The following is a 13,798-nucleotide window of genomic DNA, read 5'->3' as shown; positions in this document are numbered from 1 at the left end:
GCGATGAGGCCCGACCAAACACCAAAAATTCATGCACTGACTGGAAAAACCATCATGACCAAGAACCACCTCTCTAACCCAGTCAAAGCACTGGCCCTGGCCCTCGGCCTGTTCAGCTGCGCGGTATTCGCCGCCGACGCACCGCTGAAAATCGGCACCACCGCCGCCTTCGCCATTCCCCTGGAAGCCGCCGTGGAAGAAGCCGGCAAACAAGGCCTGAAAGTCGAGCTGGTGGAATTCACCGACTGGATCGCCCCCAACGTCAGCCTCGCCGCCGGCGACATCGACGTGAACTACTTCCAGCACATCCCGTTCCTGGAAAACGCCAAGGCCGCCTCCGGTTTTGACCTGGTGCCTTTCGCGCCGGGAATCATCAACAACGTCGGCCTGTACTCGAAAAAATACAAAAGCTTCGATGAGCTGCCCGAAGGCGCCAGCGTGGCCATCGCCAACGACCCGATCAACAGCGGTCGTGGCTTGCAGCTGCTGGCCAAGGCCGGATTGATCACCCTCAAGCCGGGTGTCGGCTACAAGGCCACCGAAGAAGACATCATCGCCAACCCGAAGAAAATCAAGATCCTACAAGTCGAAGCCGTGCAACTGGTGCGCGCCTATGACGACGCCGACCTGGTCCAGGGCTATCCGGCCTACATTCGCCTGGCGAAGACCTTTGATGCCGGCTCTGCCCTGTTGTTCGACGGCCTCGATCACAAGGAATACGTGATCCAGTTCGTGATCCAGCCTAAAAGCAAAACCGATCCGCGCCTGATCAAGTTCGTCGACATTTACCAGCACTCGCCAGCCGTGCGCGCCGCCCTGGATAAGGCCCACGGCAAGCTCTACCAAGCCGGTTGGGAGAGCTGAGCATGACGGCAGCGACCCAACGGCGACTGGAGATTCCAGAGCCCCGCCCTCTACAAGAACAGGCACAACAGACCGAGCTGCACCCGCAGCTCAATCGTGCCCACGTGCGCTTTGTCGGCCTGGGCAAAACCTACGAAGGCAAGCAAGGCCCGGTGGCCGCCCTGCAAGGCATCGACCTGGCGATCCAGCGCGGTGAAGTGTTCGGCATCATCGGCCGCAGCGGCGCCGGCAAGTCGTCGCTGATCCGCACCATCAACCGCCTCGAACAACCGACGTCGGGGCGTGTATTGATCGATCAGGTAGACATTGGCGAGTTCGATGAAGACCGCCTGGTGGCCCTGCGTCGGCGCATCGGCATGATCTTCCAGCACTTCAACCTGATGTCGGCCAAGACCGTTTGGCAGAACGTCGAGCTGCCGCTGAAAGTCGCCGGGGTGCCCAAGGAACAACGCGATCAAAAGGTCCGCGAACTCCTGGAACTGGTGGGCCTGCAAGCCAAACACAAGGCGTACCCGGCGCAGCTGTCCGGTGGCCAGAAACAGCGCGTCGGCATCGCCCGCGCCCTGGTGCACGACCCGGCCATTTTGCTCTGCGACGAGGCCACCTCGGCGCTCGACCCGGAGACCACCCAATCGATCCTCGGCCTGCTGCGCGAGATCAATCAGCGCCTGGGCCTGACCATCATTTTGATCACCCACGAAATGGCGGTGATCCGCGAGATTTGTGATCGCGTGGTCGTGCTCGAACACGGGCGCATCGTTGAGCAGGGGCCGGTGTGGGAAGTGTTCGGCAACCCGCAGCACGAGGTCAGCAAGACCTTGCTCGCGCCGTTGCAACATGCGCTGCCGGCAGAACTGCAAAGCCGTTTGCAGGCGCAACCACAGGCTTCGGATGACGCGGTCGTTCTGCGTCTGCAATTCACCGGCACGGCCCAGGACGAACCGGACATCGCCGCCCTGTTCGCGGCCCTCGGCGGGCGCGTGCGCTTGCTGCAAGGTGGCGTGGAGCGGATTCAGGGCCATGCCCTGGGGCAATTGCTGCTGGCCGTGACCGGTTCGGCATTCGGTGCCGAGGAACTGCGCCAGCGTGCGAGCCAGTGGGCGCAACAGGTTGAGGTATTGGGCTATGTGGTTTGATCGATTGCTGCAAGGCTTCATCGACACGTTTTTGATGGTCGGCGTGTCGTCCTTGATCGCACTGCTGGCGGGCATTCCGCTGGCGGTGATCCTGGTCACCAGTTCCAAGGGCGGCATCTACGAGGCACCGGGCATCAACCGTGCGCTGGGCGCGTTCGTGAACCTGTTCCGCTCAATTCCGTTCCTGATTTTGATGGTCGCGCTGATCCCGTTCACCCGCTTGATCGTCGGCACCACCTACGGCGTATGGGCGGCGGTAGTGCCGTTGACCATCGCCGCGACGCCGTTCTTTGCGCGCATCGCCGAAGTCAGCCTGCGCGAGGTCGATCACGGTTTAATCGAAGCGGCGCAAGCCATGGGCTGCCGGCGCGGGCACATCGTTTGGCACGTGCTGTTGCCCGAGGCACTGCCGGGCATCGTCGGGGGCTTCACCATTACGTTGGTGACCATGATCAACTCCTCGGCCATGGCCGGCGCGATTGGCGCAGGTGGCTTGGGGGACATCGCCTATCGATACGGGTATCAGCGCTTTGACAGCCAGATCATGCTGACGGTGATTGTGTTGCTGGTGGCGTTGGTGGCGGTGATTCAGCTGGGCGGGGATCGCTTGGCGCGGGGTCTCAACAAACGCTGAAGGGGCCCGGCTGACGCTCGGCCTCAACACACATTAAAGGAGCCCTTTGTAGGAGCGAGCCTGCTCGCGATGAGCGCAAGAGCGCCGCGTTCATCCAGGCAGCCCTCGTTATCGTTGACGTCCATCGCGAGCAGGCTCGCGCCTACAAAAAGCGGATTTTTCCTACAGGAATAACAGGCCTCCTACAGCCCCATTCCCTTTCCTTTGCAGGACATTTCCTAGATTATTCCGCTCGCTTGCGCCTGCCAATTTGGGTGACTAGTCTCGGCCCGTCACTGCTCATCAGTGACCGGGTTTAGTAGCCCGGAACAATAGGCGCATAGCGATTCCATGCTCATGTTCGGCACTTTTTGCCGCATGCAGAATATGGTGGCTGTGCGCGGGGCATCTTCGGATGCACGGTTTTCCTATTGACCGGCCTACTAACCTGCGTACAGCCGCCACCCAATCGTTTAGTAGGCGAGAAGTGACGGCTCCCATGAAGCAATAGGAGCAACACTCATGGACAGATCTGTTCCCGATCCACCCCCCGAAACACCCTCCAACGAAGCCATCACCGACGACCTGCTCAGAGACCGCTCGGCGCTCTATCGCGCCATCGATTTCTACCTCACCGGCGATCAACCCTCACCCCCCGACGAACTGCGTTTCTACAACGTCAGCAAAGACGTGAGCTTCGAAGACACCCAGCTCTACATCGCCGATCTGCTGCGCTGTGCTTCGGTGACTGCCTATCAGTGCGGCGACCACCTCAAGGGCGCCGACCGGGCCATGGTGTTCTCGGTCTGGCATTTGCTGGAGATCGCCAAGGCGATGGTTGATCGATCGATTGAGTGTTTGGGGATGAAACACGGTTGAGCCATTAAAACCGCCATCGCGAGCAGGCTCGCTCCCACAGGGAAACGCGATCCAAATGTGGGAGCGAGCCTGCTCGCGATGGGCTGCGCAGCAGCCCCCTACCTGATGGCGTATATTCGACCCATTCCAATTACCTGCGCAGCCCACCATGAAGCAGACCCCCGACGACCTCCAGCAAATCACCGCCACCACCCTGGGCCATTACAACTCGGTGGCCGAAGGTTTTCGTGAAGGCACCCGCGATCACGATGTCAGCCAGAACATTGATGCCCTGCTGCGGCATATCCAGGGCGAGGCGCCGTTCGACATTCTGGACTTTGGTTGCGGGCCGGGTCGTGATTTGCAGACGTTCACCCGCATGGGGCACAAGGCGATCGGCCTCGACGGTTCAGAAAAATTCGCCCAGATGGCGCGCGAGGACAGCGGTTGCGAAGTCTGGCAGCAGGACTTTTTAAAACTCGATCTGCCGGCCGAACGCTTCGACGGGATCTTCGCCAACGCCGTGCTGTTTCACATCCCGCGCCAGGAATTGCCCCGGGTGTTGAAGCAATTGCGCGAAACCCTGAAACCCGGCGGCGTGCTGTTCAGCTCCAACCCCCGTGGCGAGAACCAGGAAGGCTGGAACGGCCCTCGCTATGGCGCCTATCACGACCTTCAGGCGTGGCAGCAATTGCTGACCGAAGCAGGGTTCGTGGAGCTGGAGCATTACTACCGGCCCGCAGGGCTGCCACGGGAGCAACAGCCCTGGTTGGCGAGTGTCTGGCGCAAGCCGGCGTAAGCCATTTTGACGCCTTCGCGCAGGCCTTCGGCCCCCGGAAATTTGAGTCCGTGGCCAGCCATCCCGTCTGCATGGCCGGGCTCCCGTGTCAGACAGATCGCGAGCAAGCTCGCTCCCTCATTTGCCGAGGCATCGGAAGACGTCTATTTTCCCTTGCACCGTAGGAAGGATCTTTTTTTCAAATTGCCCCTCCAAGGACGGACCACTATTGGCCAGACTCCCCGGCCCACTACTCACAAGGAAGAGAAAATGGCAGACGCAAAAGTGCTCAAGCCGATGAATCCCCAGGACATCGTGAAATTATTGGTGGCGTTGCGCAGGGCTTTGAAGGCCAGAGCAGCCTGAGGGATCCTGGGTTCGTTCCCACATGAAATGTTCGCAGGCAAAAAAAACGCCGACGCAGTATCAGCCGTCGGCGTTTTCAAACCTAGAAGGGGTTTACTGCGTCGATCAGAACGCCGGCAGTACCGCGCCGTTGTACTTCTTCTCGATGAACGCTTTCACTTCAGGGCTGGTCAGGGCTTTGGCCAGTTTCTGGATGGCTACGCTGTCCTTGTTGTCCGGACGAGCCACCAGGAAGTTCACGTAAGGCGAATCGGAGCCTTCGATCACCAGGGCGTCTTTAGCCGGGTTCAGGCCCGCTTCCAGCGCGTAGTTGGTGTTGATCATGTCCAGGTCGACCTGATCCAGCACGCGCGGCAACATCGCGGACTCAAGCTCCTTGAACTTGAAGTTGTGCGGGTTCTTGGCGATGTCCTTCGGGGTAGCCACGGCGTTTTTCGGGTCTTTCAACTCGATCAGACCTGCCTTCTGCAGCAGGATCAGGGCGCGGCCGCTATTGCTGCCTTCGTTCGGGATGGCAATGGTCGCGCCGTCCTTCAGTTCAGCCAGGGTTTTGACTTTCTTCGAGTAGCCACCGAACGGTTCGACGTGAACGCCGATCACGGTTTCCAGGTGAGTCCCTTTACCTTCGTTGAAGTTCTTCAGGTACGGCAGGGTCTGGAAGTAGTTGGCGTCCAGACGCTTCTGGTCGACCTGCACGTTCGGCTGAACGTAGTCGGTGAAGACTTTGATTTCCAGGTCCACGCCTTCTTTGGCGAGGGTGGGCTTGATCAGTTCCAGAATCTCGGCGTGTGGAACCGGGGTCGCCGCGACCACCAGTTTCTCGCCCGCCTGGGCCAGGCCGGCAGTCAGGGCAGCCGCCAATGCGGTGAACAACAGAACCTTTTTCATGCAGTGTCCTTATCGACAATCACAGTCGCTTGTGGCGACGGCTAACTATTGAGGTGCCAGTGAAGTGCTATCGCTGGCGTGAAGCGGACAATACCGACATTTTTTATTCCCGAACAATATCTTTTATTCACTTTCATATTCCATTTTGTTCATACAGCTCTAGCCCACACCTTCCCTTGTAGGAGCGAGCCGGCTCGCGATGGTCGTCAACGATAATGTTGGGCACCTGACACCCCTGCGGCGCTCTCAGGTTCATCGCGAGCAGGCTCGCTCCTACAGGAGGCCGGCTTGCTTAAGTATTTGTTTCAGAGCGTCTTTTTCGGTGGCCGAACCCTCGGCGAGAATCTGCTTGAGTTGCAGCTCGATCTGCTGCAACGACGCCGGCACCTCCGGCAAATTCAGATGCTCGGGCAAAATTTCGTCGCCGGTACTCACCAACAGCGCAAAGTGGATGACGTTTTCCAGCTCTCGGGTATTGCCGGGCCAGGAATGGCGTTCCAGCACCGCTTGCGCGGCCTCGCTGATCAGCGGCACGGGCAGCTCCAGGCGTTGGCTGTAGATGCCGAGGAAGTATTCGGCCAGCGACAGAATATCGCCCACCCGCTCGCGCAAGGCCGGCAGTTCGAGCTGGCCTTCGCTGAGGTAGTGATAGAGCCGTTCATGGAATTTGCCGGCGGCGACCGCCTGGGCCAAATCGATGCTGGTGGCGGCCACCAGGCGCACGTCCACCGGGCTCGGCTGGTGCGCGCCGACACGGGTCACTTCGTGGTTTTCCAGGGCAGCGAGCAATTTGATCTGAATCGGCAGCGGCAGATCGCCAATCTCGTCCAGGTACAAGGTGCCGCCATTGGCCGAGCCGAACCAGCCGGCGCGACTGCTGGCCGAGCCGCTGTAACTGCCTGCGGCGTAGCCGAACAATTCGGCGTCAGCGTTGGTCGGGCTGATGGCGCCGCAGTTGACCGAAACAAACAACCCGCCGCGATCGCTGGCGCGATGGATGTGCCGCGCCAGCAATTCCTTGCCGCTGCCGGTTTCACCACGGATCAGCACCGAGATCGAACGCGGCGCCAGTTGTTCGAGATCCTGACGCAGTTGCCGGGAACGCGGATCGACGAACACCAACGCTTTGGCGCGGATGCTCAGGGGACTTTTTTCAGCATCGGGAAAGGTCAGCAGCGGCTGACCGAAGGTTTCAAAGCTCATGGCAGACTCCCGCCCAAAACCGCCGGGAGACGGGGGCGCTATTTAAAAAAGAAAAAGATAAAGGCTCAGGCGCGACGCAGGGCGTGATGTTCCATGCGGTTTTGCAGACGGTAGAGATAGGCAAACCCCTGTTCCCACCGCTGGTGACCCGACTTCACATTGATGTGCCCGGCCCCCGCCAGAATCCCCGCTTCAGCGCCCCAGTTGCGCGCCATCTCCAGCGCCCGTGGCGCACTGACGGCGGCGTCGTTGTCGGAGCTGACGACCTGGCTGGGAAACGGCAGAAGATCGCCAGGAATCGGCGCGAAATTACGCAGGGCCGGCGCGCAGGCCGGACGTTCGACATCCGCCGGCGCGACCAGCAAGGCGCCGCGAACCTGACGCAGAAACTGCACGGGCGCGGTCGCTGCCCAATGCGCGACGGTGATGCAACCCAGGCTGTGGGCGATCAGGATCACCGGCGTGCTGTCGGCGGCAATTGCCTCGGCCAGCGCCGCGACCCAGTCTTCACGACGTGGCGTCAGCCAGTCGGCCTGCTCCACCCGTGCGCTATTCGGCAAACTGTTCTGCCAGTGGCTTTGCCAATGATCTTCTGGCGATCCTTGCCAGCCCGGCACAATCAGATAGCGAATGGATTCGTTGCGCATGGGGGAGCCCTCCTGCTGCGTGTCTGTTCCTGATCGAGTATAGGGACGGGATTTATATTCGTTAAGGAATAAGAAGCTATTTATTAAGACCCATATCGAATATGCAAGCGCTCCCACAGGGACTTGTGTGTTTTTGCGGAATAAAAAAGGGGCCGCACCCTGCCAAGGAGACGGCCCCGGAAAATCGTAAATCTGTCAGCGCGCGGTGATCACCGACAACGTGGTGATGCCTGCCCGCTCAATGGACGCCATCATCGGCCTGGAACTGCACCCGCACCTCCGGGTCCTTGGCCTTGGCTGCCTGAAGCTGGAATGCAGAGGAGATGCCAATGACGTCATGGTGTACGCCTCGTGTAACCATTTCGCGCGAAACAGGTTTCGGTTTCATGAATCTCGATGTCAGCCGTCCCGGGAGACGTCACCCCTCGACGCTTCGCGGCGCCCAGGGCGCCTCCAGAATGCCCATTGATTAACTCCCTGCGGTCTCTTTGCGAATCACCCGATACGCCGAGCCAAACGCCCCCGAACGACGTATCGGTGGGTGAATCATTGACCTTGACGCTTATTTCTTAAAGTAATTTTTAACGCTAAAACCAGATCAAAATCGCATATGAAATTGCAAGGATTGCAACGTACAAATGGCAGGCCTGAGCAATTTCTCGTCAACCGCGTGGGGTGGTGGTGCCGCGTCCCGGACGGATCAAGCAAGTGTTCGACATAGCCCTGCCCCATCCACCATCGTCTGCGCCCATTCCCACTCCCACCCATGGTTAGGGCCAGGCTGGGTGCAAGTAGCAAGGCGTTGTGGCTTTCGGGAAGTAACCATGAGAGCGGCTAGACGATGAGCATCTGTGGCGAGGGAGCTTGTCGGATTGCCGCACCGTCCCGCAGGCCTGCGAAGCGGCCCCAGCATTTCCTCAGCAGTACCCTGCCTTCAAGCATGACGATGGCTGCGCCGGTGCAGCAATCCAACAAGCCCCCTCACCCCAGGCAATCACCACCCCCCCAAAAAAATCCTACAGCCCCGGCACATCAAGTTACGGAAGCCTCCTACACCACCCTCGGAAACCTCCTATTTCAACCCTTTTCACCTTCGTGAAAGCTGTCTCGCACTTGAACGAGGGCGGAAAAATCCTCCCCATGCACCTCAAACAGGCCAGGGAGGTCTGAATTTTGCAAATCGCCCCGCGTATTTTCTTCGACCACAGCCGCCACAAACTCCAGGTCCGCAACCTCGACGCCACCCTCGACGTGCTCGCCTTCGAAGGCCAGGAACGCCTGAGCGAGCCCTTCCTCTACACCATCGAATTCACCAGCCGCGACCTCGACCTCGGCCCGCAACAACTGCTCGGCCAGGACGCGCGTTTCAGCCTGCACGCGCCGCCCGTCAAGCCCTTGCCGGGGCTGAAATTGCCCGAGGTCAAGCCGTTGCGCACCCTGTTCGGTGTGGTCAGCGCCTTCAAGCGTTTGTCTGCGTCGGTGGATGAAGCGCGCTACGAAATCACCCTGCAACCACGCCTGGCGCTGCTCGATCGCGGCCGGCAGTCGCGCATCTACCAGCAGCAATCGGTGCCGGAAATCGTCGAGAGCATCCTGCGCAGCCGCCACGGGTTTCGGGGTCAGGATTTCTTCTTTCGCCTGGTGCGCGAGTACCCCAGGCGCGAGCAGGTGATGCAGTACAACGAGAGCGACCTGATGTTCATCAGCCGCTTGTTGGCCGACGTCGGCATCTGGTATCGCTTCACCAGCGACGAGCGCCTGCGCATCGATGTGGTGGAGTTCTGCGACGACCAGCGCGGCTACCAGTTCGACGTGCGCCTGCCGCAACACCCGCCCGCCGGCCTGAGCAGCAGCGACGAAGACGGCGTCTGGGACCTGCAAACCCGCCATCAGGTGGTGGAACGGCAGGTCAACGTCCGCGCCTATCACCACCGCGATGCTCATGCTTACCTCGACGGCGAGGTCGACCAGACCCGTGGCGCCACCACCACTTATGGCGAGGCCTACCACTACGCCGAAGGCTACCGCGAGCTCGGCAACGCCTACCTCCAGGACGAAGACCTGCAAAGCGAAAGCGGCTACTTCTACGCGCGCCTGCGCCACGAACGCTACCTCAACGACCAGACCCGGCTCAGCGGCGTCAGCAGCAGCGCCACCCTGGCGCCCGGCCAGGTCCTGAAAATCGCCGGCGGCGCGCCCCAGGCCTTCGCCCCCGGCGCGGTCATCACCGGGCTGGTCACCCAGGCCGCCCGCGACCGCAGCTTCGAAGCCCGCTTCGAGGCCATGCCCTACGCCGAAACCATCTGCTTTCGGCCGCCGCTGCGGGCCAAACCGCAAATCGCCGGCACCGTCCCGGCGCGCGTCACCAACCCCCAGGCCAACGACCCCTACGCCGAAATCGACCTCGAAGGGCGCTACCGGGTCAACTTCCTGTTCGACCGCGACACCTGGAAACCCGGCCAGGAAAGCATGTGGCTGCGCCTGGCCCGCGCCTACGCCGGCGACACCCACGGCCTGCACCTGCCGCTGCTGGCCGGTACCGAAGTGGCCATCGCCTTCGAACAAGGCGACCCCGACCGCCCCTACATCGCCCACGCGTTGCACGACAACCAGCACCCCGATCACGTCACCCTGGCCAAACGCGACTACACCCGCAACGTGCTGCGCACCCCGGCCAACAACAAACTGCGCCTGGAAGACCGACGCGGCCAGGAGCACGTCAAGCTCAGCACCGAGTACGGCGGCAAGAGCCAGCTGAACCTCGGGCATCTGGTGGATGCGCAGAAGCACAAGCGCGGGGAAGGGTTTGAGCTGAGGACGGATGATTGGGGTTCGATTCGCGGTGGCAAGGGCATTTTTATCAGCGCCGATGGACAGCCCAAGGCGCAGGGCCAAGCGCTCGAAATGGCCAGCGCCATCGACCGTCTGCAACAGGCCGGCGAACAACTGCAACAACTCTCGGTCGACGCCCAGGCCGCCAGTGCCGAACCGGCGGACGTCGCCGCGCAAATACAACTGCTGCGGCAAGATCTCGAACAGCTCAAGTCCCAAGTGCTGCTGCTCAGCGCCCCCAAAGGCATCGCCCTCACCAGCGGCCAGCACCTGCAACTGGCGGCACAACACAACCTGATGCTCAACGCCGGCGGCGAAGCGGACCTCAGCGTGGTCAAGCGCCTGTTCATCGGCGTAGGCCAGGGCTTGAGCCTGTTCGTGCGCAAGCTCGGCATCAAGCTGATCGCGAACCAGGGCACGGTGCAGATCCAGGCGCAAAACGATCGCCTGGAACTGACGGCGCGGCATGGTCTGGACATCACCAGCACCGAGGACGAAATCCGCATCACGGCGAAGAAGAAAATCGTCCTGAATGGCGGGGGCAGTTACATCAGCCTGGATGAGTGCCGCATCGAATCCGGCACGGCGGGGGATTACAAGGTCAAGGCGGCGCATTACCAATATGTGCCAAGCAAGGCCACTCAGGCGGCAGTCATACCGACGCTGACACCGCTCATCAACCCGCCACTGATGTTCGACGAGCAATTCCGGATATTCGCCAGCAATGGCGAACAACCCTGGGCCAACGTGCCGTACAAAATCACCAGCGCCTCCGGCAAGGTCTGGAAAGGCACCACCGACAGCCAGGGCTTCACCGAAAGGGTTTACACCGCCAAGCCCGAAGAGCTGTCACTGATCTACGACATGGAAGAGGAGGAAGAGGAAGAAGAACTCGAAGGCATCACCCTGCGCCTGGGGCTGTTCTTTGACGGGACGGGGAATAACCTGGCCAACGTTGCGGCCACGGAACAATGTCGACGTGAGGATCTGGCGCTGTTCGATGAAGGCGAGCTGGCGAGCATCATCGATCATTGCAAGGGGTATGGGTTTGGTGAGTTCGATGGCGAGGCCTTTAACGGCGCGCCGGACAACAGTTATGGGAATGCGCCGAGTAATGTGGTGCATCTGTGGGACCTGTATCCAGATCATGCTACTGATGCCCTGCCATCGGGTGCTCATATTGGCTATGTGAAGGTCTATCTGGAGGGTATTGGTACCCGTAGTACCGGGAAGGATTCACTTTATGGCATGGGTATGGGGCTGGGGCAAACCGGAGTCGTGGCGCGGGTAAAGCAGGCCCTGGTGGAAATAGAGAAACAATGGGACCGCTTTCAGCAAACCAACCCCCATACCTATATTCACCATGTTGAATTCGATATTTTCGGCTTCAGTCGCGGTGGCGCGGCGGCGCGGCATTGCGCCAACGAACTGCTCAAACCCGGTCGAGGTCTGTTCAACGACCTGCTGCGGGCCGGTCGTTTCACGCTATTGACCACGTTCGACCCGACGGTGGACGTCAGCCTCAACTTCATTGGCCTGTTCGACACTGTCGCCGCCATCGGGGGCCTTGACCTCAACGTTTCGGATGACCGCAACCCGGGTGTCAACCTGTACTTGCCGCCCGGTTGTGCACGCCAAGTCGTCCAGTTGCAGGCCCGCGATGAGTGTCGGAACAATTTTGCGCTTAACAGCGTGCTAAAGGGCCACCGGCAAATCAGCCTGCCCGGGGTGCATTCGAACATCGGCGGTGGCTATTTGCCGCGCATCCGTGAGCGGCTTTGGTTGACCAGGCCGAGCCGCTTCACCCTGCGCCACAATCAACCCGTGCAATCCACAGCGGAGTGGATGAAAAACCTGCCTAAAGTCCAGGCCCTCCGAGAAAGCGGCATCGCCGGTGACGGCCGCATCGACATCAAAAGTTGGCATGTTCCGACAGCGGCCCGTGGCGGGCCGGAGCCTCAACATCAGCTTCATATGTTGACCATTGAACTCGACCGGACCGTGCGTGGTGAGTTGGCGCTTGTTTATTTGCGTCTGATGCGTGAACTGGGTGTACGCCATGGTGTGCCGTTCAAAGGGGTGGAATCACGGCCCGACTTGGCACTGCCAGGGGATTTGCAGCCCATTGCCGCCCGGATTATCGAGCAGGCATTGGCGGGCGCCGAGGTCAGCCTCGATCCCGAGCAGGAGCGCTTGCTGCGTCAGCGATATATCCATCAGTCCGCCCATTGGGTCCCCAGTAAGGGCCTTCTTATCAGCAAGCCGGCGGAAAACAACAAACGTAACGTCTACGACAACCTGCCACAGAAGGGCTATCCGCAATGAAGCGCCTGACCCTGCTCGTCGGCCTGTTGTCAGCCTGTGCGCCTGTGCCAGTGGTCCCAAGCCTTATCCGCCGCCCAAACTTCCGTACAACAGTTGGTATGTCGGCTTGGCCGCACCCCGTTTCATGGAGGTCTGGGTCGAGACCGTGGATGTGCTCGATCAGCGTGGCTTGCCATTTTTCCGTGTCTCTGCTGGCGTGGCTGGCTACACCAGCAAGCCGGAAGGTTGGCACAAAGGTGGGGGGGCAATGAAGCCGGTAAACAACGTCGATCTGCCCCAACGGATCTTCCTGCGCTGGCAATCGCTGGTCGAGCCTCAGGCCTACAAAATTCGCATTCCGATCTCGCAGTGGGTACGCGATGAAATGGTCAAGCCAGAGAAGGTGTATTGCCCCGGTTCCCAAAAGTGGAAGGTCGACTACCGGGACTCCATTACTCTTGGCATGGCCCCTGGCGGCATCGTCAAGGTCTGGGTCGGCGGAGCCTGTCTGGACTACAAGGAAGTCGGGCGCTTTCAGGCTGAGGTGGAGCCACTAGGGCCTCACCGGAATGGCAACGGTATCTATTACCGAGCACCGAACCCTGAAGCACAGGCTTACATCGATAAGCACGGGATTCCCTATGGCACTTGGTAAGGGGCAATCCCCAATGAAGCGCTTGCCCTTGCTCGTCGGCCTGTTGTTCAGCCTGTGCGCCTGTGCCAGTGGTCCCCAACCACCCGCGCCACCCAAGCTGCCCTACCACAGCTGGTATGTCGGCTTGGCCGCACCCCGTTTCATGGAGGTCTGGGTCGAGACCGTGGATGTGCTCGATCAGCGTGGCTTGCCATTTTTCCGTGTCTCTGCTGGCGTGGCTGGCTACACCAGCAAGCCGGAAGGTTGGCACAAAGGTGGGGGGGCAATGAAGCCGGTAAACAACGTCGATCTGCCCCAACGGATCTTCCTGCGCTGGCAATCGCTGGTCGAGCCTCAGGCCTACAAAATTCGCATTCCGATCTCGCAGTGGGTACGCGATGAAATGGTCAAGCCAGAGAAGGTGTATTGCCCCGGTTCCCAAAAGTGGAAGGTCGACTACCGGGACTCCATTACTCTTGGCATGGCCCCTGGCGGCATCGTCAAGGTCTGGGTCGGCGGAGCCTGTCTGGACTACAAGGAAGTCGGGCGCTTTCAGGCCGAAGTGGAGCCGTTAGGCCCCTACAGAGGCAAAAGCGAAGGTCAATACATCCCGCTCGAGCCTGAGAACAAGGCTTACATCGATAAGCACGGGATTCCCTATGGCACTTGGTAAGG

Annotated in this window: 11 protein-coding genes and 2 pseudogenes; 9 read left to right on the top strand and 4 right to left on the bottom strand. The window is 60.4% G+C overall.

Going from position 1 to position 13,798, the window contains the following annotated elements; all coding sequences use genetic code 11:
- The first annotated feature begins 54 nt into the window (after window positions 1-54).
- The 5 genes from AC1Q6D_RS28095 to AC1Q6D_RS28075 all read left to right on the top strand — a co-directional run bounded on the left by AC1Q6D_RS28095 (window position 55) and on the right by AC1Q6D_RS28075 (window position 4,270).
- Window positions 55-864, top strand: a complete 810-nt coding sequence (locus tag AC1Q6D_RS28095; RefSeq protein ID WP_103406061.1) for a MetQ/NlpA family ABC transporter substrate-binding protein — start codon at window positions 55-57, stop codon at window positions 862-864.
- A 2-nt stretch (window positions 865-866) separates the two neighbouring features.
- Window positions 867-2,000, top strand: a complete 1,134-nt coding sequence (locus AC1Q6D_RS28090; RefSeq protein ID WP_103406062.1) for a methionine ABC transporter ATP-binding protein — start codon at window positions 867-869, stop codon at window positions 1,998-2,000.
- A complete protein-coding gene (locus AC1Q6D_RS28085; RefSeq protein ID WP_047536163.1) occupies window positions 1,990-2,634 on the top strand; it encodes a methionine ABC transporter permease in 645 nt (214 codons plus the stop codon). Before AC1Q6D_RS28090 ends, AC1Q6D_RS28085 begins: the two co-directional genes overlap by 11 nt.
- 501 nt (window positions 2,635-3,135) lie before the next feature.
- Complete coding sequence (locus AC1Q6D_RS28080; protein ID WP_103406063.1) at window positions 3,136-3,492, top strand: DUF6124 family protein; 357 nt, start codon at window positions 3,136-3,138, stop codon at window positions 3,490-3,492.
- 148 nt (window positions 3,493-3,640) lie between these two features.
- The gene (locus AC1Q6D_RS28075; protein WP_103406064.1) at window positions 3,641-4,270 is read left to right on the top strand and encodes a class I SAM-dependent methyltransferase; all 630 of its coding nucleotides are present in this window, start codon (window positions 3,641-3,643) and stop codon (window positions 4,268-4,270) included.
- Between the two features lie 450 nt (window positions 4,271-4,720).
- Here the strand turns inward: AC1Q6D_RS28075 and AC1Q6D_RS28070 are convergent, their stop codons facing one another.
- The 4 genes and pseudogenes from AC1Q6D_RS28070 to AC1Q6D_RS28055 form a co-directional block, all read right to left on the bottom strand.
- The gene (locus AC1Q6D_RS28070; protein ID WP_103406065.1) at window positions 4,721-5,503 is read right to left on the bottom strand and encodes a MetQ/NlpA family ABC transporter substrate-binding protein; all 783 of its coding nucleotides are present in this window, start codon (window positions 5,501-5,503) and stop codon (window positions 4,721-4,723) included.
- 273 nt (window positions 5,504-5,776) lie between these two features.
- Window positions 5,777-6,706: a sigma 54-interacting transcriptional regulator gene (locus AC1Q6D_RS28065; RefSeq protein WP_103406066.1), complete on the bottom strand. Its 930-nt coding sequence runs from the start codon at window positions 6,704-6,706 to the stop codon at window positions 5,777-5,779.
- Window positions 6,707-6,771: 65 nt separating this feature from the next.
- The gene (locus AC1Q6D_RS28060) at window positions 6,772-7,353 is read right to left on the bottom strand and encodes an alpha/beta hydrolase (protein ID WP_103406067.1); all 582 of its coding nucleotides are present in this window, start codon (window positions 7,351-7,353) and stop codon (window positions 6,772-6,774) included.
- A 195-nt stretch (window positions 7,354-7,548) separates the two neighbouring features.
- A pseudogene (locus AC1Q6D_RS28055) lies at window positions 7,549-7,660 on the bottom strand (ExbD/TolR family protein); the annotation flags it as partial.
- Window positions 7,661-8,526: 866 nt separating this feature from the next.
- On the opposite strand from AC1Q6D_RS28055, the pseudogene AC1Q6D_RS28050 reads away from it, so the two are divergent.
- The 4 genes and pseudogenes from AC1Q6D_RS28050 to AC1Q6D_RS28035 all read left to right on the top strand — a co-directional run.
- Window positions 8,527-10,809: pseudogene (locus AC1Q6D_RS28050) on the top strand (type VI secretion system Vgr family protein); the annotation flags it as partial.
- A gap of 66 nt (window positions 10,810-10,875) precedes the next feature.
- Window positions 10,876-12,510 (top strand): phospholipase effector Tle1 domain-containing protein, encoded by a 1,635-nt coding sequence (locus tag AC1Q6D_RS28045; protein WP_492574008.1) that lies wholly within the window; start codon window positions 10,876-10,878, stop codon window positions 12,508-12,510.
- Window positions 12,511-12,616: 106 nt separating this feature from the next.
- Window positions 12,617-13,144, top strand: coding sequence for a DUF2931 family protein (locus AC1Q6D_RS28040; protein ID WP_492618491.1), 528 nt, complete (start codon window positions 12,617-12,619; stop codon window positions 13,142-13,144).
- 13 nt (window positions 13,145-13,157) lie between these two features.
- Window positions 13,158-13,796, top strand: coding sequence for a DUF2931 family protein (locus AC1Q6D_RS28035; protein ID WP_492618490.1), 639 nt, complete (start codon window positions 13,158-13,160; stop codon window positions 13,794-13,796).
- The last annotated feature ends 2 nt before the right edge of the window (window positions 13,797-13,798 follow it).

Source organism: Pseudomonas sp. MT92 (assembly GCF_058792515.1).
This window is presented reverse-complemented; position numbering and strand designations above follow the sequence as displayed.